The organism is Desulfonauticus sp. (assembly GCF_055126295.1).
This window is the reverse complement of the sequence record NZ_JBSRHE010000003.1, coordinates 198,271-220,344: the sequence shown is the minus strand read 5'-3', so window position 1 is coordinate 220,344 and position 22,074 is coordinate 198,271. Positions and strand designations below refer to the sequence as shown.

General features: G+C 37.4%; 26 protein-coding genes. 22 read left to right on the top strand and 4 right to left on the bottom strand.

Annotation, left to right across the window (positions count from 1 at the left end; translation table 11 throughout):
* Positions 1-5 precede the first annotated feature (5 nt).
* The gene (gene gyrA / locus ACTCIM_RS03290) at positions 6-2,426 is read left to right on the top strand and encodes a DNA gyrase subunit A (protein ID WP_464278897.1); all 2,421 of its coding nucleotides are present in this window, start codon (positions 6-8) and stop codon (positions 2,424-2,426) included.
* 2 nt (positions 2,427-2,428) lie between these two features.
* Here the strand turns inward: gyrA and ACTCIM_RS03285 are convergent, their stop codons facing one another.
* Both ACTCIM_RS03285 and ACTCIM_RS03280 read right to left on the bottom strand, forming a co-directional pair.
* A complete protein-coding gene (locus tag ACTCIM_RS03285; RefSeq protein ID WP_029967708.1) occupies positions 2,429-3,205 on the bottom strand; it encodes a hypothetical protein in 777 nt (258 codons plus the stop codon).
* Positions 3,206-4,489 (bottom strand): adenylosuccinate synthase, encoded by a 1,284-nt coding sequence (locus ACTCIM_RS03280; RefSeq protein WP_029967710.1) that lies wholly within the window; start codon positions 4,487-4,489, stop codon positions 3,206-3,208.
* A 238-nt stretch (positions 4,490-4,727) separates the two neighbouring features.
* Here ACTCIM_RS03280 and ffh point away from each other — a divergent pair, with 238 nt between their 5' ends.
* From ffh to ACTCIM_RS03210, 14 genes are all read left to right on the top strand, one after another.
* Positions 4,728-6,125, top strand: coding sequence for a signal recognition particle protein (gene ffh / locus ACTCIM_RS03275; RefSeq protein WP_029967717.1), 1,398 nt, complete (start codon positions 4,728-4,730; stop codon positions 6,123-6,125).
* Positions 6,126-6,213: 88 nt separating this feature from the next.
* Complete coding sequence (gene rpsP, locus ACTCIM_RS03270; protein ID WP_029967720.1) at positions 6,214-6,453, top strand: 30S ribosomal protein S16; 240 nt, start codon at positions 6,214-6,216, stop codon at positions 6,451-6,453.
* A gap of 64 nt (positions 6,454-6,517) precedes the next feature.
* A complete protein-coding gene (locus ACTCIM_RS03265) occupies positions 6,518-6,751 on the top strand; it encodes a KH domain-containing protein (protein ID WP_029967722.1) in 234 nt (77 codons plus the stop codon).
* A 1-nt stretch (position 6,752) separates the two neighbouring features.
* A complete protein-coding gene (gene rimM, locus ACTCIM_RS03260) occupies positions 6,753-7,286 on the top strand; it encodes a ribosome maturation factor RimM (protein WP_464278895.1) in 534 nt (177 codons plus the stop codon).
* Positions 7,279-8,562, top strand: coding sequence for a tRNA (guanosine(37)-N1)-methyltransferase TrmD (gene trmD / locus ACTCIM_RS03255; RefSeq protein WP_464278894.1), 1,284 nt, complete (start codon positions 7,279-7,281; stop codon positions 8,560-8,562). The genes rimM and trmD overlap by 8 nt, the downstream gene beginning before the upstream one ends.
* 11 nt (positions 8,563-8,573) lie before the next feature.
* Complete coding sequence (rplS, locus tag ACTCIM_RS03250) at positions 8,574-8,924, top strand: 50S ribosomal protein L19 (protein ID WP_464278893.1); 351 nt, start codon at positions 8,574-8,576, stop codon at positions 8,922-8,924.
* Positions 8,915-9,547, top strand: coding sequence for a ribonuclease HII (locus ACTCIM_RS03245; RefSeq protein ID WP_472313846.1), 633 nt, complete (start codon positions 8,915-8,917; stop codon positions 9,545-9,547). The genes rplS and ACTCIM_RS03245 overlap by 10 nt, the downstream gene beginning before the upstream one ends.
* Positions 9,529-9,927 carry a YraN family protein gene (locus ACTCIM_RS03240; RefSeq protein WP_464278892.1) on the top strand — a complete coding sequence of 133 codons (399 nt, stop codon included), beginning with the start codon at positions 9,529-9,531 and terminating at the stop codon, positions 9,925-9,927. Before ACTCIM_RS03245 ends, ACTCIM_RS03240 begins: the two co-directional genes overlap by 19 nt.
* On the top strand, positions 9,836-10,702 hold the full coding sequence (gene rsmI / locus ACTCIM_RS03235) for a 16S rRNA (cytidine(1402)-2'-O)-methyltransferase (RefSeq protein ID WP_472313844.1): 867 nt from the start codon (positions 9,836-9,838) through the stop codon (positions 10,700-10,702). Before ACTCIM_RS03240 ends, rsmI begins: the two co-directional genes overlap by 92 nt.
* Positions 10,695-11,429, top strand: coding sequence for a PTS system mannose/fructose/sorbose family transporter subunit IID (locus ACTCIM_RS03230; protein ID WP_464278890.1), 735 nt, complete (start codon positions 10,695-10,697; stop codon positions 11,427-11,429). Before rsmI ends, ACTCIM_RS03230 begins: the two co-directional genes overlap by 8 nt.
* Before the next feature lie 19 nt (positions 11,430-11,448).
* On the top strand, positions 11,449-11,721 hold the full coding sequence (locus ACTCIM_RS03225) for an HPr family phosphocarrier protein (RefSeq protein ID WP_464278889.1): 273 nt from the start codon (positions 11,449-11,451) through the stop codon (positions 11,719-11,721).
* Positions 11,721-13,496 carry a phosphoenolpyruvate--protein phosphotransferase gene (ptsP, locus tag ACTCIM_RS03220; protein WP_472313841.1) on the top strand — a complete coding sequence of 592 codons (1,776 nt, stop codon included), beginning with the start codon at positions 11,721-11,723 and terminating at the stop codon, positions 13,494-13,496. Before ACTCIM_RS03225 ends, ptsP begins: the two co-directional genes overlap by 1 nt.
* Complete coding sequence (gene smpB, locus ACTCIM_RS03215) at positions 13,493-13,957, top strand: SsrA-binding protein SmpB (protein ID WP_464278888.1); 465 nt, start codon at positions 13,493-13,495, stop codon at positions 13,955-13,957. Before ptsP ends, smpB begins: the two co-directional genes overlap by 4 nt.
* Positions 13,957-15,312, top strand: coding sequence for an FAD-binding oxidoreductase (locus ACTCIM_RS03210; RefSeq protein ID WP_472313838.1), 1,356 nt, complete (start codon positions 13,957-13,959; stop codon positions 15,310-15,312). Before smpB ends, ACTCIM_RS03210 begins: the two co-directional genes overlap by 1 nt.
* Positions 15,313-15,375: 63 nt before the next feature.
* On the opposite strand, the gene ACTCIM_RS03205 is transcribed toward ACTCIM_RS03210, so the two are convergent.
* Complete coding sequence (locus ACTCIM_RS03205) at positions 15,376-15,651, bottom strand: YciI family protein (protein WP_464278886.1); 276 nt, start codon at positions 15,649-15,651, stop codon at positions 15,376-15,378.
* 131 nt (positions 15,652-15,782) lie between these two features.
* Between ACTCIM_RS03205 and ACTCIM_RS03200 the strand changes: the two genes are divergently transcribed.
* Together ACTCIM_RS03200 and ACTCIM_RS03195 are read left to right on the top strand one after the other, a co-directional pair.
* A complete protein-coding gene (locus ACTCIM_RS03200) occupies positions 15,783-16,733 on the top strand; it encodes a 4Fe-4S dicluster domain-containing protein (RefSeq protein WP_029967755.1) in 951 nt (316 codons plus the stop codon).
* Positions 16,726-17,163, top strand: coding sequence for an iron-sulfur cluster-binding protein (locus tag ACTCIM_RS03195; protein WP_464278885.1), 438 nt, complete (start codon positions 16,726-16,728; stop codon positions 17,161-17,163). The genes ACTCIM_RS03200 and ACTCIM_RS03195 overlap by 8 nt, the downstream gene beginning before the upstream one ends.
* On the opposite strand, the gene ACTCIM_RS03190 is transcribed toward ACTCIM_RS03195, so the two are convergent.
* The gene (locus tag ACTCIM_RS03190) at positions 17,152-18,615 is read right to left on the bottom strand and encodes a glycosyltransferase family protein (RefSeq protein ID WP_464278884.1); all 1,464 of its coding nucleotides are present in this window, start codon (positions 18,613-18,615) and stop codon (positions 17,152-17,154) included. The genes ACTCIM_RS03195 and ACTCIM_RS03190 overlap by 12 nt on opposite strands.
* A 42-nt stretch (positions 18,616-18,657) precedes the next feature.
* On the opposite strand from ACTCIM_RS03190, the gene ACTCIM_RS03185 reads away from it, so the two are divergent.
* The 5 genes from ACTCIM_RS03185 to ruvB are packed head-to-tail and all read left to right on the top strand — an operon-like array spanning position 18,658 to position 22,072.
* On the top strand, positions 18,658-19,245 hold the full coding sequence (locus tag ACTCIM_RS03185) for an RlmE family RNA methyltransferase (protein WP_464278883.1): 588 nt from the start codon (positions 18,658-18,660) through the stop codon (positions 19,243-19,245).
* Between the two features lie 16 nt (positions 19,246-19,261).
* Entirely contained in the window at positions 19,262-20,008 is a 747-nt protein-coding gene (locus tag ACTCIM_RS03180; protein WP_029967763.1) for a YebC/PmpR family DNA-binding transcriptional regulator, read from the top strand.
* Positions 20,008-20,499 carry a crossover junction endodeoxyribonuclease RuvC gene (ruvC, locus tag ACTCIM_RS03175; RefSeq protein ID WP_029967766.1) on the top strand — a complete coding sequence of 164 codons (492 nt, stop codon included), beginning with the start codon at positions 20,008-20,010 and terminating at the stop codon, positions 20,497-20,499. The genes ACTCIM_RS03180 and ruvC overlap by 1 nt, the downstream gene beginning before the upstream one ends.
* The gene (gene ruvA, locus ACTCIM_RS03170) at positions 20,496-21,095 is read left to right on the top strand and encodes a Holliday junction branch migration protein RuvA (RefSeq protein WP_029967768.1); all 600 of its coding nucleotides are present in this window, start codon (positions 20,496-20,498) and stop codon (positions 21,093-21,095) included. Before ruvC ends, ruvA begins: the two co-directional genes overlap by 4 nt.
* Positions 21,092-22,072, top strand: coding sequence for a Holliday junction branch migration DNA helicase RuvB (gene ruvB, locus ACTCIM_RS03165; protein WP_029967770.1), 981 nt, complete (start codon positions 21,092-21,094; stop codon positions 22,070-22,072). The genes ruvA and ruvB overlap by 4 nt, the downstream gene beginning before the upstream one ends.
* Positions 22,073-22,074 lie beyond the last annotated feature (2 nt).

Here is a 22,074-nt window from a genome sequence, read left to right as displayed (position 1 = left end):
ATTTTATGTTGAACTATATTAATATAGAAGATGAATTAAAGAAATCTTATTTAGAATATTCTTTAAGTGTTATTGTAGGTAGAGCTCTTCCTGATGTTAGAGATGGTTTGAAACCAGTGCATAGACGTATTTTATACGCTATGCACGAACTTGGTAATACCTATAATAAACCTTTTAAAAAATCAGCTAGAATAGTTGGTGATGTAATAGGTAAATATCATCCTCATGGTGATTCTGCTGTATATGATGCCTTGGTGAGAATGGCTCAAGATTTTAATATGAGAGAGCCTTTAATAGAAGGTCAAGGTAACTTTGGCTCCATTGATGGTGATTCTGCTGCTGCAATGCGTTATACGGAAGTCAGGCTTTCTAAAATAGCTTCAGAATTTTTAGCAGACATAGAAAAAAATACAGTTAATTTTCGCCCAAACTATGACAATTCTTTAGTTGAACCAGAAGTACTTCCAACTAAAGTTCCCAATTTAATTATAAATGGATCTTCTGGTATTGCAGTTGGAATGGCTACTAATATTCCTCCACATAATTTAAAAGAAGTAATAGATTCTTTATTGTTTTTAATAGATAATCCAGGATGTTCTATATCTGATTTAATGAAATATATTAAAGGTCCTGACTTTCCAACTGGCGCTATTATTTATGGAAAAGAAGGTCTTAAATCTGCTTATGAAACAGGAAGAGGAAGTATAAAAATACGCTCTAAAATAGAAGTAGAAGAAAATAAAAATCATAAAAGTATTGTAATTAAAGAAATTCCCTATGGAGTTAACAAGTCTAATCTGGTAGAAAAAATCGCCCAGTTAATAAATGAAAATAAAATTGAAGGTATCTCTGATTTAAGAGATGAATCTGATAGAAATGGTATTAGAATTGTTATAGAATTAAAAAAAGGAGTTTATGAAGATATAGTTATAAATAAATTATATAAGTTTTCTGGTTTAGAGCAGTCCTATGGAATTAATTTAATGGCTGTAGTTAATGGTAAACCTCAACTTCTTAATATAAAAGAAATTTTAGAGTATTTTTTAGAACATAGAAGAATAGTTATTATAAGAAGAACTAAGTTTGATTTAGAAAAAGCAGAAGCAAGGGCACATATTTTAGAAGGATTAAAAATTGCTTTAGATAATATTGATGAAATTATTGATATTATAAAGAAATCTAAAACTCCAGCTGAAGCTAAAGAAAAATTGATGATTAGATATAATTTTTCTGAAATTCAAGCTCAAGCTATTTTAGATATGAAATTACAACGTCTTACTAACCTAGAAAAACAAAAATTAATAGATGAATATAATGAGATAATTAAAAAAATAGAATATTTAAAAAGTATTTTAAATAATAAAGATGTGTTAAAAGGAGTTATAAAAGAAGAATTAGAGGAAATAAAAGAAAAATATTCTTCAGAAAGAAAGAGTGTTATTTTACCATATGATCCAGATAGTATAAATATAGAAGATATTATTCCGGATACAGAAGTTGTGGTTACTTTAACTAGAAATGGATATATCAAAAGAACACCTTTAAGTGTTTATAATCAACAAAGAAGAGGTGGTAAGGGAATAGTAGGGGCAAATGTATCAAATAATGATTTTGTTATTGATCTTGTTACTACTTCTAACCACCAAGATTTATATTTGTTTTCTAATAAAGGTAAATGTTATAAGTTAAAAGTTTACGATATACCTGAAGCCAGTAGAATAGCAAAAGGTATCCATATAAAAAATTTAATTCCTTTAGAAGAAGGAGAATTTATTAGCAAACTAGCCTTTAAGAGAAATTTGGATAATAATCATTATTTCTTTTTTGTTACTAAAAAAGGATTAGTTAAAAAGACTAATACTTCTTTATTTAAAAATATAAGACAAAATGGAATTATTGCTATTAACTTAAGAGATGATGATGAACTTATAGATGTAAAGATAATTCATAATGATTCTGAAGTTATGTTAGTTACTAAAAATGGATATTGTATTCGTTTTAATACCAATGAAGTTAGAGCCATAGGTAGAAATGCCATGGGAGTAAAGGGAATAGCTTTAAGACTTAATGATATTGTAGTCTCAGCAGTAGAAATTAATGGAGATAATAGATATGAGTTATTAACTATTTCTGATAATGGATATGGTAAAAGAACTTCTCTAGATATGTATAGAATTCAGTCCAGAGGCGGAAAAGGTATTAAGAATATGAAAGTAAATTCTAAAACTGGGAATGTATGTGGGTCTATTTTAGTTAATGAAGAAGATGAAATTATTTTATTGAATTCTAACAATAAAATTATAAGAATAGGAGTTAAAGATATAAGAGTAGCTGGAAGAGATACCATGGGAGTAAAACTGGCTAACCTGGAAGGAGAAGAAAAATTAATTTGCTTTGATAGAGTTATTAAAGAAGAAAATCTATAAAATTATAGTTTTTTAGATATTAAAAAAATTTTTACCAACATCCATTCTAATACTAATTGAGGATTACAATTATAAGCAAGACATTCTTGAGCTTTATTTAAAATATTGGTTAACTTAAAAAACTGATTTTCATCTAGGGAATGAAAAATACTCTCTTTATTTAAAAAAGCATTGATTAATTCTTGTTGGAAATAGTTAATTAAATTTCTGATATCTTTTTTGCTGTAATTAAACTTCTTTTTTAGGCTTAAAATAGTGTGTCCTTGATGAATACATTTTTTTATTTCTTCTAGAGGAATATTTAAATTTAATTCTCTTCTAAAAAAGGATATATTTAAAATAAAACTTCTGGAAACAATAGTTTGTAAAGTACTTTCTCTTTGGGGAAGTAAAAAGAAGAATATATTTTGAGGTGGAGTTTCTTCTAAAACTTTTAGAAGTGAATTTAAACAGTTTATATTTAAATCTTGAGCTTCTTCAAAACAAATTAAACGATAATTTAATTTTGGTTTATTAGCCAGTTTTGATTTTAGTTCTTTAATATTTTCTATACGGACTTCCTGGCTTGAAAAAATAAAAGTATCTATACCTTCTTTTTTATCAATATTTAAACAGAAATTACAATTATTACAACCACCTTGAGGGCAGTTTAATTTTTTAGCTATTAATTTAAAAAATTCTAATCTAGATTCTTCCAAACCTCCTTCTATTATAAAGCTAGAAGGAGGTTTGTTTTTTAATTTATCTAAATAAATCAGTAGTTCATTTTTTAATTGCATTTAGTCAAGCCAAATGGTTTGTTCTCTTGCAGGACCAACAGAAATAATTTTTATAGGTACTCCTAAAATATTTTCTATTGTTTTAAGGTAATTTTTAGTATTTTCAGGTAAGTCTTTATAGTTGGTTATATTGGAGATATCTTCTTTCCAGCCTGGCAAAGTTTGATAAATGGGAGTTACTTCAGCTAGACCATTTTCTTCTTGAGGAGGATAATAGATAGTTTCACCTTTGTACTTGTAGGAAGTACAGATTTTTATTTCTTCCAGCCCACCTAATACATCCAGTTTGGTGATAGCTAATTCTGTAGGTCCGTTTAACCTTAGGGATTCGCGCAAGATGACCATATCCAGCCAGCCACATCTTCTTTTTCTGCCAGTGGTTGCACCAAATTCAGCTCCTTTTTGTTGAAGAAAATCTCCACAAGGACCTTCATCTTCTGTTGGAAAAGGACCACTTCCAACTCTGGTGGTATAAGCTTTGACAATGGCCACAATCCTCTTCAAACTTCTAGCAGAAGTGCCACTTCCTGTAGCTGCATTTGCTGCAACTGTGTTGGAGGAAGTGACAAAGGGGTAGGTGCCATGATCAATGTCTAAATGAGTACCCTGGGCCCCTTCAAAGAGGACAATTTTTTTCTTTTTTTGAGCTTCTTCTATTTCAGAGCTTACATCTGCAAGATAGTTTACTAATCTTTGGGCAAAAGGCTTTATTTCTTGAAAAACTTCTTCTGCTGAAAGGCCTGGATGATTATAAAGATGTTTGAAAAGAATATTTTTTTCCACCAGGGCTTTTTTTATTTTTTCTTTTAAGAGGTTTAAATTTTGAAAATCTCCAGCTCTAATACCTACTCTAGCCATTTTATCTTCATAGCAAGGACCAATACCCCTACCAGTAGTTCCTATTTTATCTTTGCCAGATTTAAATTGCTCCCTTAATCCATCCAGAAGCTTATGGTAAGGCATTATAATATGGGTTTTTTTACTTATTTTAAGCCGCTTAGGAGTAATAAAAATATTTTCTTTGGCCAAAGCATCTATTTCAGTACAGAGCACTTGAGGGTCTAAAACAACTCCATTGCCAATGAGACACACTTTTTCTTGATGTAAAACTCCAGAAGGAATAAGATGAAAAATAAAAGTTTTATTATTCACTACCAAGGTGTGGCCTGCGTTATTACCACCTTGAAAGCGAACAATTAAATCAGCCTTTTCCGTGAGAATATCAACTATTTTTCCCTTTCCTTCATCTCCCCACTGGGAGCCAATAACCACGATGTTTTCCATTTTTTCCTCCGCAATCCAAAAGCTTACCCAATGGCTTTAAAACTAATAGTAAAGTTAAGTCAATCCTGGAAAATAAGAAGTTTTTCCTAGAGGTGAATTGGGGATTAATTTTTGCTTTTTAAAGAAAAAGAAAACCTAAAGATTAAAGGTTGTTAAAAAGAGGCAAAATTTTTCTTGACTCTTTTCTACCCTTGAAGATAACGAAGTCTATTTTACTCCTCTTTAGGATAGTAACACTATGTTTGATAATTTATCAGAACGCTTAGACGGTATTTTTAGAAAAATTAAGGGTAGAGGACGCCTGGATGAAAGTAGTATTGAAGAGGGCTTAAGAGAAGTTCGCTTAGCCCTTTTAGAAGCAGATGTTAACTATAAAGTAGTTAGAGATTTTACTGCAAAAGTAAAAGAAAAGGCTTTAGGAAAGGAAGTTTTAAAAAGCCTTACTCCTGGCCAGCAGGTAGTCAAAATAGTTCATGAAGAACTAATAGAGCTTTTAGGGGGGAGCAATGTTGGCTTAAATTTAACTGGACTTCCCCCTCACATTATCATGCTAGTTGGTTTACAGGGGTCAGGTAAAACCACTTCTGCAGCCAAGCTAGCTTTATTTTTACGTCGCCAGAAATTTTCTCCCTATCTGGTGCCAGCAGATGTTTATCGTCCAGCAGCTATTGAGCAGTTACATAAGTTAGCTCAAGAAATTAACATGCCTGTTTTTCCTTCCAGGGCAGAGATGTCACCTGTGGATATTTGTTTACAGGCTGTAGAAGATGCTAAGAGCAAGAATTGCGATGTCTTGATTTTGGATACAGCGGGGCGTTTGCACATAGATGAAGTTTTGATGAATGAGCTAGTAGAGATTAAAAAAGCTTGCTCTCCCAAGGAAATTTTGTTTGTTGCTGATGCAATGACTGGTCAGGATGCAGTGAATGTAGCCAGTCGTTTTAATGAATTGTTGGATATAACTGGCGTAATTTTGACTAAGATGGAAGGTGACGCCAGAGGTGGTGCAGCTCTTTCTATTAAATCTGTTACTGGTAAACCTATTAAATTTATTGGTGTAGGTGAAAAGTTAAAGGATCTGGAAATATTTCATCCAGATAGGGTTGCTTCTCGTATTTTGGGCATGGGCGATATCTTAACGCTCATTGAAAAGGCCCAATCTAGTATAGATGAAAAAGAAGCTACTAAATTAGAAGAAAAAATAAAAACTGCCAAGTTTGATCTGGAAGATTTTAGAACTCAGATGCGTCGTATAAGAAAGCTGGGTTCTATTGAAGGACTGCTCAAATTGATTCCAGGTATGGGCAAACTCAGGGATCAGTTAAAAAATGTAAAAATTCCAGAAAAAGAAATGGTGAAGATAGAAGCCATTATAAATTCCATGACCCAGGAAGAGAGGCGTAATCCCAAAATAATTAATGCCAGCAGAAAAGAGAGGATTGCTAAAGGTAGTGGTACTACAGTTCAGGATGTAAATGCCCTGTTGAAGAATTTTGAGCAGATGCGCAAAATGATGCAGCAAATGATGGGTCAGATGGGTGGTGGTAGACGTTTGGGTAATAAAACAGAGCGTAAAGTGGATAGAAAAAAGTTAAAGGCTAAGCGTAAAAAGTTAAAGAAAAAGAAGAAAAAATAAAAGTTGACTTTTTTCGCTAGACAAACTTATTTTTTAATTTTAAATTTTAATTAATTTTAGGCAAAAATCTTATGGGGGTTAAAAAGATATGGCATTGAGATTGCGATTGACCAGAATGGGATCTAAAAAGAGACCTTTTTATCGGGTAGTAGCTGTAAACAGTGAAAACAAAAGGGACGGCAGAGCTTTGGAGATTATTGGTTATTATAATCCCATGACTGAGCCACCTGAAATTAAAATTGATCCTGAAAAGTTAAAAAAGTGGATGGAAAGAGGGGCAAAACCCACAGATACTGTCCGTTCACTTTTAAAAAAAGCAGGCTTGTAGTGGATGGGCCTGAAGTTGGTTTAAGGCCGAAGATTAAGAACTGAAGTTTAAAGTGGAGGTGCTTATGTTGAAGGATTTGATTGAGTACATTGCCAAATCTTTGGTAGACAATCCAGATGCAGTAAAGGTTTCTGAGATTGAGGGTGAGCAAACCTCAGTAATTGAGTTAAAAGTAGCCAAAGAAGACTTGGGTAAAGTCATTGGTAAACAGGGTCGCACTGCTCGTGCTATGCGCACTATTTTAAGTGCTGCTTCCACTAAAGCCAAGAAAAGAGCAGTTTTAGAGATTATAGAGTAACATGGCAAAAGACCTGGTCCTTTGTGGTAAGGTCGCCAAACCACACGGACTAAAAGGGGAGTTGAGTATAGACTTATTTGCTCACTCCCCCTTTTTTTTGGACAATTTTGAGGTTGTTTATCTTAAACCTCCTTTAAAAGAAAAATATTATAGATTTAAAATAATTAGCTGGCGGCCTCATCAGAAAAGAGTATTGTTGCTGGTGGAAAATATAGAAGATCGGACTAGAGCAGAAGAGTTTAGAGGGTCAGAAGTTTATTTTGCAGCCAGAGATTTTCCACCCAAAGAAGAAGGAGAGTTTTATCTTTTTGAGTTAAGGGGCTGGCAGGTATATTTAAGTCCGGGTGAATTTTTAGGGACCATAAACGATATTCAGCTTATTGGTGAAAATGAGATTTGGGAGATTAAAACGCCTCAAGGCAAGGAAATACTGTTCCCAGCCCAAGAAGAATTTATTGTTCAGATGCTTGCTGAGGAGAAAAAAGCAGTTATTGACCCTCCAGAAGGACTTTTAGATATCTATTTAAATGAGTAGCATACATTTTTACTTAATCACTTTGTTCCCAGAATATTTTAGCTCAGCCTTAGCTTGTGGCCAGTTAAAGAAAGCCCAAGAAAAAGGTTTGTTACACTTTACTTTTATAAATCCTAGAGACTATGCCTTGGATAAGCATAAAAGCGTAGATGATAAGCCTTATGGTGGCGGAGCTGGCATGGTTATGCTGGTAGAGACCCTGGATAAAGCCTTACAAACTGTCCCAAGTGGAGCAAAAAAGATTTTACTTTCTCCTCAAGGCAAGCTTTTTAACCAAAAAAACGCTTTTAACTTGAGTAAACAAAGGGAAATAGTTTTGGTTTGTGGTCGTTATGAGGGGATAGATAATCGCTTAGTAAAGCTTCATTCTCTAGAAACTCTTTCTATAGGAGATTATGTTTTAAATGGAGGAGAGGTGGCAGCCCTGGCTGTAATTGAGGCTGTTTCCAGGTTACTTCCAGGGTTTATGAGTAAGGAAGCCTCTTTTCAGGAGGAAAGTTTTAATAATTTTCTTTTAGAATATCCGCATTACACCAGGCCAGAGGAATATAAGGGCCTAAAAGTCCCAGAAGTACTTTTATCTGGCCATCATCAAAAAATAGCTAAATGGAGAAGGGAAAAATCTCTGGAAATAACGCTAAAAAACAGGCCAGAACTTCTTTTCCAATCTTCCCTTAATTCAGAGGATAGAGCTTTTTTACAGGAAATAAATGAACCTTGTTTAGGAAAAAATCTTTATTTGACCTTGCTTCATCATCCGGTTTTAGATAAATTTAAAAAAGTAAGCACAACTTCTTTGACAAATTTAGACATTCACGATATTGGACGCATCTTACGGACTTACGGGTTGGGGGGATATTACCTGGTAACCCCCTTAAAAGACCAGCAGGAGCTGGCAAAAAGATTACTTGCTCATTGGACAACAGGGCCCAGTAGTAAACTCAATAAAGATAGAGCCAGGGCCCTTTCTGGAGTGAGGGTTGCTTCTTCTCTTCAAGAGGTAGTGAAAAAGATTCAAGCCAAAACAGGCAAGAGGCCAGTTTTGGTGGCTACCAGTGCTAGAGAAGGAGATACTCCTCTAGTGAAAATGAGAGAGTTATTGAGAGAAAGTCCGGTTTTACTCATTTTGGGTACAGGACACGGTCTGACCCCAGAGGTTTTGCAAGAGTCAGACTATATTTTGCAACCAATAGGTTTTGGTAGAAAATATAATCATCTTTCAGTTCGATCAGCTACCGCCATTATGGTAGATCGGATTTTAGGAGAATTTTTCTAAGGAGTAGAGTTATGAACATATTGGAAAAGATTGAAAGAGAACAAATGCGCATGGATCTGCCTAAGTTTAAGGCAGGAGACACTGTAAAGGTTCATGTAAGAATTATTGAAGGTGAAAAAGAAAGAATTCAGGTATTTGAGGGCACAGTAATTCGAGTGAAGAGAGGTACAACCAATAGTACTTTTGTAGTAAGAAAGGTTAGTGGTGGGGTTGGCGTAGAAAGAGTTTTTCCCATGCATTCTCCCTTTATTGAAAGAATTGAAGTAATTAGTGAAGGTAAGGTTCGTCAGGGTAGAATTTATTACTTGCGTAAGCTTAAAGGTAAAGCTGCTCGCATCAAGAATAAAGAGAATTGGAATTAGATGTTTTTTTAAGAACAGTTCAAAGCCAATATTCTGTTACCGAAATTGCAGGTGTAGATGAAGCTGGCAGAGGGTGTTTGGCAGGGCCAGTAGTTGCTGCGGCAGTTATTTTACCTGAAAGCTTTCATTGTCCTGATTTAACAGATTCTAAACAGTTGTCTCCTAAAAAGAGAGAAGTTATGGCTGAGAAAATAAAAGCCCAAGCTCTTGCTTGGGCTTTTGGTTTTTCTTGGCCCAGGGAAATAGAAAAGATAAATATTTTGCAAGCTTCCCTTAAGGCCATGCGCAGGGCTGTGTTGGCTTTAAAGAAAACACCCAAGCTGGTGTTAATTGATGGCAATAAAACCATCCCCAATTTTCCCTTTTCCCAGCAAGCTATTGTTAAAGGAGATAGTCTAATCCCTCAAATTTCTGCAGCTTCCATTTTGGCCAAAACCATTAGAGATAAGGTGATGTGTGTGCTGGCCAGGCGTTATCCAGGTTATGGCTTGGAAAAACATAAAGGATATGCTACTAAAGAGCATTTAGAAAGTTTGACTAAATTGGGCCCTACTCCTTTACATAGGCTTACTTTTAGAGGAGTAAGTCAAAAGCAGGGTAGAAAATGGTTGCCAGGCATTTAGAACTGGGTAAGCAGGGAGAAAAATTAGCTGAAAAGTATCTTAAAAGCCAGGGGTATAAAATCTTAGAAAAAAACTTTTCCTTTGCCTACGGAGAGATTGACCTTATCTGCGAGTATAAAGACATCCTGGTGTTTGTAGAGGTAAGGGTTAGGCAAAATAAACAGGTTTCTCCTCAAGAAACTTTGACTAAAAAAAAGCTGGCAGCCCTATATAAAACTGCTGAAAAATATCTAACCTTGCACAATTTGTGGCATAGAGAGTGCCGTTTTGATTTTGTAGGTATTATTTATGAAGATAAGCAATGGAAACTTGAACACACCAAAGACTTTATATCCTGGACGCCTGTTTGTAATAGCCACTCCTCTTGGCAACCTTGGTGATATTTCTTTTAGGGCAGTAGAAACCCTGAAAAAAGTGGACTTGATCCTGGCTGAAGATACCCGTTCAGCTAAAAAACTTTTAAGCGCTTTAAATATTCCTTTTCCCCGCATTGTTAGTTTTTTTGAGCACAATGAAGAAGATAAATTAGGGCAAATAGAAAGCTATTTGCAGGAAGGAAAAGAAATAGCCTTACTTTCAGAAGCAGGTACTCCTCTTCTGGCTGACCCAGGTTTTCAACTGGTGAGAACCTTGCGACAAAAAGGGGCGACAATTATTCCCATACCTGGACCTAGCGCAATTACAGCTGCACTTATGGCCGCAGGTATTGCTCCTCTACCCTTTACTTTTTTAGGGTTTTTACCCAGAAAAACCGGAGAAATAGAGGCTGTTTTTAGAGAGTTTAAACAGCTAAAAAGTACCCTGGTTTTTTTTGAACGAAAAAATAGGGTAGCCAAAACCTTGAATTTGGCCCTAAAAGTTTTAGGTAAAAGAGAGGTCTGTCTGGCTAGAGAGATTAGTAAGATACATGAGGAATTTATCTATGGAATCCTGGGAGAGATAGATTTAGATAAAATAACCTTAAAAGGAGAGTTTACAATTTTAATAGGACCTCCTCTTGAAGATAAGGTAGATAAAAAAAACCTTAATTGGAAGGAAGTCTTAGAAAAATATAGAGAAAAAGATTTAAAACCAAAACAACTAGCTCAAAAAATAGCTAAAGAAACAGGATTAAGCCCTAAAGAAGTATATACTTTTTTAATAAAAAATGAATAACTCTGCTTTTACCTTTTTAAAATGCTTTTGGAGAAGCTTTTTTATTGGAGCCAGTTTTAACACCCGTGGCTTACAGAACATAGGTTTAATCTATGCTTTAGATCCTGGTTTAAAAGAAATTTATCCTAAAAAAGAGGATTTGCAAAAAGCTAGAAAAAGATATGTCAAATTACATAATTGCCATCCCTTTTGGACACCTCTTTTAGTAGGGATTTTTTTATTTTTAGAACAAAAATTAGCTCAAAATATTATTGAAAAATCTTTTTATAATAAAGTAAGACCTACAGTGGTTTATACTTTATCTGCTTTAGGAGATTCTTTTTTTGGTGGAAGCTTGTTGCCTTTTTGGTCTCTTTTAACTGTTCTTTTTTTGGTGCTACACTGGTATAAAGCAGCTTTTTTTTTGGGATTAATTTTATTTATAGGTTTACAAATTTTTAAATTTTATACATTTTTTTTAGGCTTAAAGTATGGTTTTAGTGCTCTTTCTATATTAAAGAAATGGGATTTAATAAATTTAGGACAGTACTTAAAAATAATAAATAGTGGTCTTATACTGGTTTTACTTGTTTTTATTTGGCCTTTTAACTTAAATTTTTGGACAACTTACTTTGTAATATTTTTGTTATTTATTTCTGTTCTTATTTTTAAAAAATACCTTTGGTTTAGAGAGATTGTTATATTTATGATTTATATGTGTTTATTAGCTTTTTATTATTTCAAATAAATTGAGGAGATGTTCAGGAATGGAGGAAACTAGAGAAGTAGTGATTTTAAATTCTTTAGGTTTACATGCAAGACCTGCAGCAAAGCTTTCTCAAGAAGCTTTAAAATTTAAGTCTGAGATTACAATTAATTATAAAGGAACAGAAATAAACGCTAAAAGTATTTTAGATATTTTGACTTTGGCCGTGTCAAAAGGAGAGGTTTTACTTTTAAAGGCCAGGGGTGAAGATGCCAGGGAAGCTTTGGACCATTTAGAAAATTTATTTAGAGATAGATTTGGAGAGGAAAAATAATGGCTAGGAAGGTTATTGGAGGTATTCCTGTTTCCAGTGGAATTGCTATAGGTAAGGCTTTTTTTCTGAACCGCAGGCGGGGGCTTGTGCGTCCCAGGCTGGTTCTTTCCTCTTCTGAATTAAAAGACGAGCTTAAGCGTTTGGAACTAGCAATTTCCAGTGTAGCTCAGGAAATGGAAGAGGTGAGGAAAAAGATTCCGGCTGATTTAAAAGAGCATGAAGCTATTTTAAATTCGCATTTGATGATTTTAAAAGATGAAAAGTTATTTGGTCAGGCCAAAAGGTTTATTCAAGAGCAACAGATAAATGCTGAATGGGCCATAGAAAAGGCTGTTTTTGAACTGGAGAAGATTTTTAATGCCCTGGACAACGAATATATTCGCCAGCGTTTGCAGGATATTAACCTGGTTGCAGATAAAGTGGTTTCTGTGCTTTTAGGTACGCAAAAGACTCTCCCCAAGATTTCCCAGAGGGTTATTTTGCTGGCGCACGATTTGGCGCCTACAGATACAGTTCTTTTAGAAGTGGACAAGATTATGGCCTTTGCCACTACCATGGGGGGCAAAACTTCCCATGCAGGCATTATGGCCAGGTCCTTACAGATTCCAGCCGTAGTGGGTGTGGAAGGATTGGAAGAAAGTATCCAAGATGGCGATTTGATTATTTTAGATGGCTTTGAAGGCAAAATTTTAATCGAGCCTTCAGAGGAAGAGCTGACGCGCTATACAGACTTGCGCTATCAGTTTGAGGCCTATCAATCCCTGATTATGCGTTACTGTCACCTGCCTGCAGAGACCATAGATGGTTATCAGGTAAAGGTTTTTGCTAACATAGAGTTGTTTGAAGAAGTGACTTCTGTGATTGATAAGGGGGGTGAAGGAATAGGTCTTTATCGTACAGAATACAGCTTTTTAAATCGCAATCAACTTCCAGATGAAGACCAGCTTTTTGAAGAATATCGGGATTTGGCCTCTATTATGTATCCCTGCCAGGTGGTCATTCGCACTTTAGATATAGGGTCAGATAAAGTAGATCATCTTTTTGGCCAGATTGAAGAAGCCAATCCTGCTCTGGGACTTAGGGGAATTCGTTTTTGTCAAAAATATAAAAATATTTTTCGCACTCAGTTAAGGGCTATTTTGCGGGCAGGAATTGTGGGCAACATTTCCATCATGTTTCCCATGATTTCGGGTTTGCACGAGTTAAGGGAGGTAAAAAAATTTTACCTGCAGATTCAAGAAGAGTTAAAAAAGGAAGGTTTAGATTTTAATCCCAATATTCCAGTGGGTATTATGATAGAGGTGCCAGGAGCAGTATTAATTGCTGATTTATTGGCCAAAGAAGTGGATTTTTTTAGTATTGGTACCAATGACCTTATTCAATATTCTCTGGGTATCGATAGAACCAACAAACATGTATCCTATCTCTATCAACCCTTACATCCAGCCATTTTGCGCTGCATTAAGCATGTGGTGGATGCTGGACATAGGGCTGGAATAGAAGTGAGTTTGTGTGGGGAAATGGCAGCAGATCCCTTTTGTGTTCCCATTTTAATGGGAATGGAAGTGGACAGTATTAGCCTTACACCCCAGGCCATTCCAGGCATTAAAAGGATTATCAGGCAGGCGAGCATGCAGGAATGTAAAAAACTTTTAAGAGAAGTTTTAGCCTCAGACGATGTTTCTAAAAGCAATCATATTGTAAGGAAAATGATTTTTAGTCGATTTCCAGAGGAACTTACTTTTTTTACTTCTTTAGTGGATGAGGAAAAATGAGCAGAAAAACAGGTGTAAAAGTAATTGGAGTAAATAAAAAGGCACGCAGGGAATATGAAATTTTGGATACTTTTGAAGCTGGTCTGGTCTTGACTGGTTCAGAAGTGAAGTCTTTGCGGCAGGGAAGAGTCAGTTTTAAAGATGGTTATGTGCGTTTTCACAAGGAAGAGGTCTTTTTAGTAGGTGTACATATAGCACCTTATGAAAATGCAGGCTATGCCCAGCACGATCCAGAACGAGAGAGAAAGCTCTTACTCCATAAAAGAGAAATTAAATCCCTTATGGGAAAAGTGGAGCAAAAGGGATATACTGTAATACCCCTTAAAATTTACTTTAAACAGGGCAAGGCCAAGGTAGAAATAGGCTTGGCCAGGGGTAAAAAGCTTTATGACCTTAGAGAAGAGTTGAAGAAAAAAACCATTGCCAGAGAGATGGCTCGAGAAATGGCCAAGTATAAATAATGCTCAGTAAGAGACAAAAAAAATACTTAAAATCCCTTTTTTCAAAAGGAGAAATTTTTTTTACTGCTCCTCAGATTTTGCCCTATGGAGAAGACAGTAGTGGGCTTAAGGCAGAGCCCTGGGCTGTAGCTTTGCCCAGATCTAAAGAAGAGATTGTGGCCTTATTGAGCTTTGCCCAGGAAGAGCGGATTCCCATTATCCCCAGAGGAAGAGGAACAGGTCGGGCCGGGGCTTGTGTGCCTGTAGGTGGGGGGATTGTTTTGTCCCTTTTGGGGCTAAACAGGATTATAGAGATTAGAGAAAAAGACTTTGTGGTGGTAGTGGAACCTGGAGTGATTACAGGGGAGTTGCAAAGGAAGTTAAGCCAAAGAAAGCTTTTTTATCCCCCAGATCCAGCTTCTGCTGACTTTTCCACCATAGGTGGGAATGTGGCTACTAATGCAGGTGGAATGCAGGCCTTAAAATATGGAGTTACTGGAGATTATGTCTTGGGCCTGGAGGCTGTTTTACCTGGTGGCAAGGTGCTTTCTTTGCCCAGTTTTTGCCATAAAAATGTGGTGGGGCTAAACTTAAGCAAGCTTTTTGTGGGCTCAGAGGGTACCTTGGGTGTGGTGAATAAAATTTTTTTAAAGGTCTTGCCCTTGCCCAGGGCCTCACTTTCTTTTTTAGCTGGTTTTTCCTCTTTAAGTCAATTGACCCGTAGTTTTTCCCTGCTTTTTCAAGAAGGTATCTTGCCTGCAGCCCTGGAAATCATTGATAAAAGCTCTTTAGAGGCTGTAAGCAAGGTCTATACTCTTCCCTGGCAAAAAGAGGTAGAAGGCGTACTTTTGGGTAAGTTGCTAGGGGAAGAGGAAGCTCTTGGCAAGGAAGCCAGGTTGATAAAAGATATTTTTCAGGCAGATTATTTTGCTCTAGCCAGGGGGCAAGAGGAAGCAGAATTGTGGAAGATTAGAAAAAATATAAGCCCTGCTGCCTTTAGGTTGAGACCTAAAAAACTCAGCGAAGATTTTACTGTGCCCAGAGGGAAGATAGGAGAATTTTTAAGTTTACTAAGGGAGCAAGAGCAAAAATATTCTTTGCCCATTTTGGCCTTTGGCCATGTGGGAGATGGCAATATTCACACCAACATCATGTATGAACCTGGAAAAGAAGAAGGCAAAGCCCGAGAAGTTTACTATCTGCTCCTGGAAAAAACTCTGGAACTAGGAGGAACCCTTTCGGGTGAGCACGGTTTGGGAATAAGTAAGCGTAAGTTTATTAGCAAGCAAATAGACGCAGAAACGCTGACAATAATGCAGGAAGTAAAAAAGGTCTTTGACCCCTTTAATATTCTAAATCCAGGAAAGGCTTTTTAGTTTAAGGTAGTCAAAAAATTTTTTACAAATAGTAAAAGATAGTTAAATAGGTAGCTTACTTTTTTAAATAATTTTTTTTACCTTTAAAAACTCTGTGCTTGCAAAAAGTCCTGCCTGTACATAGGGGTCCTGAGTTACCAGGTCTTTGATTTTTTGGAGGTCCTCAGAAGCAAAGATAATAAGGCTTCCGCACATCTTACCTTCTTCATCTAGCAGGGGACCTGCAAAGTGGATAATACCGGTATTTTTGACCTTTTCAATGTGCTTTAGATGGTTTTCTCGGTTGGCAAGCCTTAATTCTAAACTGTTGGGTTTATCCTTGGCTAAAAAGACAATCATCTCCTTTCCCCACTTCTTTTTGCAACCTCATTAACCTTGATTTGCAAGCAGAACAAGATTTTTGTTGCTTGAAGTGTTGACCTCTGTTTATTTTGGTTTATATTATAAACTAAATTGAGAAGGAGGGGATTATGCTTTCCAGGAGAAAGTTTTTACAGGGTATGGTGGCTGGTAGTGCCTTGTCTCTGCTTCCCAAAGGAGCAAAGGCTGTCAGGGATGAGGAGGAACTGGCTACTTTATTGGACCTTAGCAAGTGTATTGGTTGTGGAGCCTGCGTGGAGGCCTGCAAAGAGACCAATGCCCACAAATTTCCCAAACCCCAAAAACCTTTTCCCAGGATGTATCCTTCCAGGGTGAAGGTGGCTGACTGGTCAGACAAGCAGGATGTGGATGATAGGCTAACTCCCTATAATTGGCTTTTTATTCAGACTGCTTATGTGACCTGGCAGGGTAAGGAGTATGAAATCAATATTCCCAGGCGGTGCTTGCACTGTCAAAATCCTCCTTGTGCCAATCTTTGTCCCTGGGGGGCCTGTTTAAAGCAAAAAAATGGCATTGTGCGCATCAATTCAGAAATTTGTCTGGGCGGCTCTAAGTGTAAAAGTGTTTGTCCCTGGCATATTCCAGAAAGGCAAACAGGCGTGGGCTTATATTTAAAACTCCTGCCCTCTTATGCTGGTAATGGGGTTATGTATAAGTGTGATCGCTGTTATGATCGCCTGGAAAAGGGTTTATTGCCTGCCTGTATAGAAGCCTGTCCGGAAGGGGTGCAGACCATTGGGCCTCGCAAGGAAATTATTGCCAAAGCGCATCAACTGGCAAAAGAAATGTCAGGCTATATTTATGGGGAAAAGGAAAACGGAGGCACCAATACTATTTATGTTTCTCCTGTTCCCTTTGAGGTTTTAAATAAAGCCATAGAAACTGCTCCAGGCAGGCCTCATTTAAAACCTGTCCCCAATTCCATGGCCCTGGAAGAAAATCTGGGTTGGGCAGTGCTTACTGCACCTCTAGCAGGCCTGGCTGCAGGGGCCTTAAAGGTAGTTAGCAAACTTAAAAAGGGGGAAGAAAAAAATGAGTAAAAAGGAAAAATGGTTTTTAGGACTACTTAGTTTTGCCCTTTTATTTACTGGTTTTGCTCAAATGCCCATTTTTAAACGCTACTATCTGGCAGATATCCCTGGTTTTGCCTGGACTGCTGATTATTACTTAAATCATCGTTTACACTACTTGCTAGCCTTTATTTTACTTTTTTATCTTTTTTATAAAGTGGTAACTTTTTTTAGCTCTTTTCAATTAAAAAATTTAACTTTTTTAGGCTGTTTAAAAGTTTTTCTCTGGGGTGGTATTGTGCTTACTGGCATGCTTAGAGTGCTTAAAAACTTCCCGCAAGTTGTTTTTGACTATAAAACAGTTATGTATGTGGATTGGATACACCTGGGTTTGCCCTTTTTGTTGTTTATCTTTTTTATTCTGGGAAAGGTGGCAGGAATATCCTATTTAAGAAAATAGCTCTACTAAATTTAAAATATGGGCAGCTCTATGTTTATAGGTATGTTTTTGTAATATCTCCTGTTTGCAAAAGTTTTTTATATCATTTTTAAGTCTGGAGTCCTTTTCCAGTATATTTATTTTTTTATCCAGTTCCGAAGGAGTGTTAAAGGAAAAGTGGTCAATGATTTCCTGGGGAAAAATTTTTAAACCAGGAGTGTAATCTGTAAGTAAAAAGGAGTCGCTTAACCAGACATCAAAGTGTCTTTGATTTAAAGAAAAGGGAAGCAAAAAGTTAGTCAAGTTTAGGACAAAAGAAGCGCTTTTGTAGACATTTTTTAACTGGGTATAGTAATCTACTGGTGGTAAAAGGGGAATATCTACATATTTTTTCCAGTTGGAATCGCCCACTATTTTTAACTCTTGTTTTTGCCCAATATGCTGGAGCATGGATTGGCGATAGAGAAGGTTTAGGTGATGAATTTGATAATTGAGATACCTGGCCTGACTTAAGGTAATCTCCCTTTTTTGACTTAACCAGCTTAAATCCGGACGCTTTTTTTTAGCTAGCTCCTCTTTCCCAGCTTTAATTATTTCCTGGTCCAGGCTCAGGCCTGCAAAGTATTGGTGATAGCCGGGAAAAGTACTTCTGGAGATAAAAAGGAGTTGAGATTGGTATTCCTTTAAAGGAGTGCTATGGGCAAATATCTGAGGACAAGAGGCTAGAGGTAAAAAAAAGAGGTTTTCAAGGCCTTTTTTTTGGAGCCAGGGCAGAAAAAAGGGGTCTGTGAGTAAGAAATAAAGGTTTTTAAAAAAATGCCCTCTAAATTTGCTAAGCACATTAAAGGGGTTATCCAGTAGCCAGCACAAAAGAGGGATTTTTCGCTCCTGCAGTAAAAATTGTATTTTCCCCCAACTATCAAGCCCCCAGGCGTTTAGCGAAAGGGCCAGTTTGGGTCGTTCTTGGGTTAATAAAGCGAGGAGGTTTGGTTCATTTTCCTCTTCTACAAGTCTTACCTTTAAACCCACTTCTTGAAAGGCCCAGGTTAACTCCAGGGTAAGCAGCCCCTTTTTAGAGGCCAATAGCCAGATACTATCTTGGCTCCTGGGAAGAGAGGGGAAGTGAAGGGTTTTTATTCTGGCTAAAATTGGGCCAAAAAAGGAAGGAAAGTACTTTATTTCTGGCAAATAAATAAAGATATTGGCTAATTCTAAAAAATCTGGAGTTAAGTGACCTGGGGTAATATACTGAATTTTATCCCCAGTACTTGGGAGTTGTAGGGAAGGATGTTCAAGGACGAAGATTTTGGCAAAGGAGAAGTGTTTTTGAATTTTTTCTGCATTGGGTCCCAGACCTAAAAAAAGGGGAATCTGGCCTTTTTTTATTTCCTTAAAGTACCTAACCCCCTGGGGCAGAGTCTTTTCTTGACCTAGCTCGCATTTTATCTTTACACTTTTGGGGCTTAAGGGCATAATTTATCTTTTAGACTTAAAGTAAAGGAATTGTAAAGACAGGTGAAAACTTATCAAGATTATTACTTTAAAAAGGCCAAAAAGGAAAAATATCCAGCCCGTTCTGTGTATAAACTACAAGAAATAGATAAAAAGTTTAGGCTTTTTAAAAAAGGGCAAAAGGTTCTGGATCTGGGTGCCTGCCCTGGTTCGTGGACTCTCTGGGCCAGTCAAAAGGTGGGAGAAAAGGGATTGGTGGTGGCTGTGGACTTGAATCCTCTAAGCATAGAACTTCCCGGGTGGGTTCAGGTCTTTACTTGTGATGCAACCTCTCCTAGTGAAGAATTACAGGAGACTCTGGAAAAGGAAGGGCCTTTTGATTTGGTAATTAGCGATATGGCTCCCAAGACCACAGGGATTAAATTTGCTGACCAGGCCAGGTCTTATGAACTGGCTTTAACTGCTCTGGAAGTGGCCTTAAATTGGCTTAAAAAAGGTGGTTGTTTTATTGTAAAGATTTTTGCTGGTCCAGATGTTCCTGAGTTTTTAAAGGAAACCAGAAAACACTTTAAAAGTGTAAAGCAGGTAAAGCCCAAAAGTTCTCGAGCAGAGAGCAAGGAGTTTTTTGTAGTGGGGTTAGAAAAAAAGTAAATTAGGAGGAAAATATATGGCAGGTCATAGTAAATGGCACAATATTCAACATCGTAAAAGCCGTCAGGATGCAAAAAAGAGCAAGGTTTTTACCAAGGTAACAAAGGAAATTGTTCTGGCAGCCAAGGCAGGAGGAGGGAATCCTGAGACCAATCCCAGGTTAAGAACTGCAATAGAGGCTGCAAGAGCAGTAAACTTGCCCAAGGATAAAATTGAAGCTGCTATTAAAAAGGGAACAGGTGAACTAGGTGGAGAGAACATAGAAGAAGTGATTTATGAAGGTTATGGTCCAGGTGGAGTGGCTATTTTGATTGAAGCAGCTACAGATAATCGTAATCGTACTGTAGCAGAGTTAAGACACATTCTCTCTAAAAATGGTGGCTCTATGGGAGAGTCTGGTTGTGTAGCCTGGATGTTTGAGAAAAAAGGAATTTTTTCCTTTGATAAGTCCAAGTATTCAGAAGAGGAGCTTCTGGAAGTGGGGTTGGAAGCAGGAATAGAAGATGTGAGTGATGATGGAGAAGTGTGGCAGGTAAAATGTGACCCCAAGGACTTTGCCCAGGTAAAGAGCTATTTTGATGAAAATAAGGTGGTGTATGAGGAAGCTCAAATCACCATGCTCCCTCAAAATACAGTAAATGTGGATGTGGAAACCGGAGAAAAGCTCTTAAAACTTTATGATGCCCTTGATGACCATGACGATGTACAAAATGTGTACGCCAACTTTGAGCTTCCTGATGAATTGTTAGAAAAGCTGGGTTAATGTTGGTTTTGGGATTGGATCCAGGTTCAAGATGTACAGGTGTGGGGCTGGTGGCTGAAGAAAGCGGAGTATTGCGCTTGGTATTGGCCAGAGCCCTTTATTTGCCCCAGGGAAAAGAACTGGATGAAAAATTGGGATTTCTTTTTGAAGAGTTAATTAAGATTATAGATACCTATCAGCCTGGAGAAGCTGCCATAGAGGATGTGTTTTTTGCGGCCAATGCCAGGTCTGCCTTGCGTTTGGGCCAGGCCAGGGGAGCAGCCATTACTGCTTGTGCCTGGAAAAATTTAAAGGTGTTTTCCTATGAGCCAACCAGGGTAAAGAATTCCATTGTGGGCGTGGGTAGAGCCAGTAAAGAGCAGGTAGCCTTTATGGTTAAACAGATGTTAAATAGTAAAGCCTCTTGGCCTCTGGATGTGAGCGATGCTTTGGCTGTGGCTATTACGCATCTTAATGCCAGGCGGTTAAACACTTTTTTAGAAAAGACATGATAGCCTATCTTAAGGGAAAAATTTTTTTAACCACCCTGGAAAGTGTTATTATTGAGACTGCTGGTGGAGTAGGCTATGAAGTCTTTTGTCTAAAAAGAAGTCTGGCTTCTTTGGAAAAGGGACAGGAGGTAGAGATCTTTGTCTATACCCTGGTGCGAGAAGATGCTCTAGATCTTTACGGCTTTTTGTCCTGGGAAGAGAGAAAAACCTTTGCCCTTTTACTCTCTATTCCCAAAGTTGGACCCAAGTTAGCTCTGGCTATCCTGGATGTATTTACTCCCCAGGATCTGGCTGATGTGGTAGTAAAAGAGGATGTAAGTTTACTGGCCACAGTTCCAGGAATTGGCCCCAAAAGTGCCAAAAAAATATTTCTGGATTTAAAGGATAAGCTTAAATTGGGAGAAGAGGATATTTCCTTAAGTAGTTCAGAAGATGCTTCTACCTTGGTAAGCGATACTTTAGAAGCTTTAAAAGGGCTTGGTTATCGCAAGGAAGAGGTTTTACCTTTGATTAAGGAGTTGATTGCCCAGGAAAAAGAATGGGATGTTTCCTTGCTCATTCGAGAAGTTCTTAAACACAAGGCCAAACAACAATGAAACCCTTAGAAGACAATATTCGTCCGCAGTCCTTAGATGAGTTTATTGGCCAGGAAGATGTGCGCAATAATTTAAAGGTCTATATCCAGGCGGCTAAAGAAAGAGGGCAGCACTTAGACCATACCTTGCTTTATGGTAATCCTGGATTGGGTAAAACCACTTTGGCCTATATTATGGCCAAGGAATTGGGAGTAAACATTGTCTCCACTTCCGGGCCGGTTTTGGAGCGAAGTGGAGATTTGGCTGCTATTTTAACCAATTTAAGGCAAAACGATATTTTGTTTATCGATGAAATCCATCGCCTTCACCCTGCAGTGGAAGAGGTGCTTTATCCCAGCATGGAGGATTTTAAACTGGACTTGATTATTGGCCAGGGGCCTGGAGCCAGGACTGTGAAAATAGATCTGGAGCCTTTTACCCTGGTGGGGGCCACGACCAGGCTTGGGCTTTTAACCTCTCCTTTAAGAGACAGGTTTGGAGTTATTTGTCGCCTTAGTTTTTATTCTCCAGAGGAGCTGGCTAAAATAGTTCTAAGGGCAGCCAGGATTTTGGGCGTGCAGATAAAAGAAGAAGCTGCTCTGGAGATAGGTCGGCGCTCTAGAGGTACTCCCAGGATTGCCAACAGGCTACTTAGAAGGGTTAGGGATTTTGCCCATGTATTGGGAGAAGAAGTAATTGGCCTGGAGTCAACCCAAAAGGCTCTAAATTCCATGGATGTGGATGAAATGGGCCTGGATATTATGGATCGCAAAATTTTAGAGTGTATTATTTTAAAGTATGGAGGTGGCCCGGTAGGCGTGAAAACCATTGCAGCTGCTGTCTCAGAAGAAGTGAAAACCATTGAAGAAATCTATGAACCTTTTTTAATTCAGTGTGGTTTTATCAAGCGTACTCCAAGAGGCAGGGTAGCCACTGCTCTGGCCTATAGACACCTGGGCCTGGGTGCCAAGTTAAACCTACCTTTAGATGAGGAATAATT

Excerpts from the sequence above, each read along its gene's own strand:
- ACTCIM_RS03195 (WP_464278885.1), top strand. The coding sequence starts at position 16,726 with ATGAGTAAAAAGGAAAAATGGTTTTTAGGACTACTTAGTTTTGCCCTT.
- ACTCIM_RS03190 (WP_464278884.1), bottom strand. The coding sequence starts at position 18,615 with ATGCCCTTAAGCCCCAAAAGTGTAAAGATAAAATGCGAGCTAGGTCAA.
- ACTCIM_RS03205 (WP_464278886.1), bottom strand. The coding sequence starts at position 15,651 with ATGATTGTCTTTTTAGCCAAGGATAAACCCAACAGTTTAGAATTAAGG.
- trmD (WP_464278894.1), top strand. The coding sequence starts at position 7,279 with ATGAGTAGCATACATTTTTACTTAATCACTTTGTTCCCAGAATATTTT.
- ACTCIM_RS03180 (WP_029967763.1), top strand. The coding sequence starts at position 19,262 with ATGGCAGGTCATAGTAAATGGCACAATATTCAACATCGTAAAAGCCGT.
- ruvB (WP_029967770.1), top strand. The coding sequence starts at position 21,092 with ATGAAACCCTTAGAAGACAATATTCGTCCGCAGTCCTTAGATGAGTTT.
- ACTCIM_RS03265 (WP_029967722.1), top strand. The coding sequence starts at position 6,518 with ATGTTGAAGGATTTGATTGAGTACATTGCCAAATCTTTGGTAGACAAT.
- smpB (WP_464278888.1), top strand. The coding sequence starts at position 13,493 with ATGAGCAGAAAAACAGGTGTAAAAGTAATTGGAGTAAATAAAAAGGCA.
- ffh (WP_029967717.1), top strand. The coding sequence starts at position 4,728 with ATGTTTGATAATTTATCAGAACGCTTAGACGGTATTTTTAGAAAAATT.
- ACTCIM_RS03210 (WP_472313838.1), top strand. The coding sequence starts at position 13,957 with ATGCTCAGTAAGAGACAAAAAAAATACTTAAAATCCCTTTTTTCAAAA.
- gyrA (WP_464278897.1), top strand. The coding sequence starts at position 6 with ATGTTGAACTATATTAATATAGAAGATGAATTAAAGAAATCTTATTTA.
- ACTCIM_RS03230 (WP_464278890.1), top strand. The coding sequence starts at position 10,695 with ATGAATAACTCTGCTTTTACCTTTTTAAAATGCTTTTGGAGAAGCTTT.
- rsmI (WP_472313844.1), top strand. The coding sequence starts at position 9,836 with ATGAAGATAAGCAATGGAAACTTGAACACACCAAAGACTTTATATCCT.
- ACTCIM_RS03240 (WP_464278892.1), top strand. The coding sequence starts at position 9,529 with ATGGTTGCCAGGCATTTAGAACTGGGTAAGCAGGGAGAAAAATTAGCT.
- ACTCIM_RS03225 (WP_464278889.1), top strand. The coding sequence starts at position 11,449 with ATGGAGGAAACTAGAGAAGTAGTGATTTTAAATTCTTTAGGTTTACAT.
- ptsP (WP_472313841.1), top strand. The coding sequence starts at position 11,721 with ATGGCTAGGAAGGTTATTGGAGGTATTCCTGTTTCCAGTGGAATTGCT.
- ruvC (WP_029967766.1), top strand. The coding sequence starts at position 20,008 with ATGTTGGTTTTGGGATTGGATCCAGGTTCAAGATGTACAGGTGTGGGG.
- ACTCIM_RS03280 (WP_029967710.1), bottom strand. The coding sequence starts at position 4,489 with ATGGAAAACATCGTGGTTATTGGCTCCCAGTGGGGAGATGAAGGAAAG.
- ACTCIM_RS03200 (WP_029967755.1), top strand. The coding sequence starts at position 15,783 with ATGCTTTCCAGGAGAAAGTTTTTACAGGGTATGGTGGCTGGTAGTGCC.
- ruvA (WP_029967768.1), top strand. The coding sequence starts at position 20,496 with ATGATAGCCTATCTTAAGGGAAAAATTTTTTTAACCACCCTGGAAAGT.
- rimM (WP_464278895.1), top strand. The coding sequence starts at position 6,753 with ATGGCAAAAGACCTGGTCCTTTGTGGTAAGGTCGCCAAACCACACGGA.
- ACTCIM_RS03285 (WP_029967708.1), bottom strand. The coding sequence starts at position 3,205 with ATGCAATTAAAAAATGAACTACTGATTTATTTAGATAAATTAAAAAAC.
- rplS (WP_464278893.1), top strand. The coding sequence starts at position 8,574 with ATGAACATATTGGAAAAGATTGAAAGAGAACAAATGCGCATGGATCTG.
- rpsP (WP_029967720.1), top strand. The coding sequence starts at position 6,214 with ATGGCATTGAGATTGCGATTGACCAGAATGGGATCTAAAAAGAGACCT.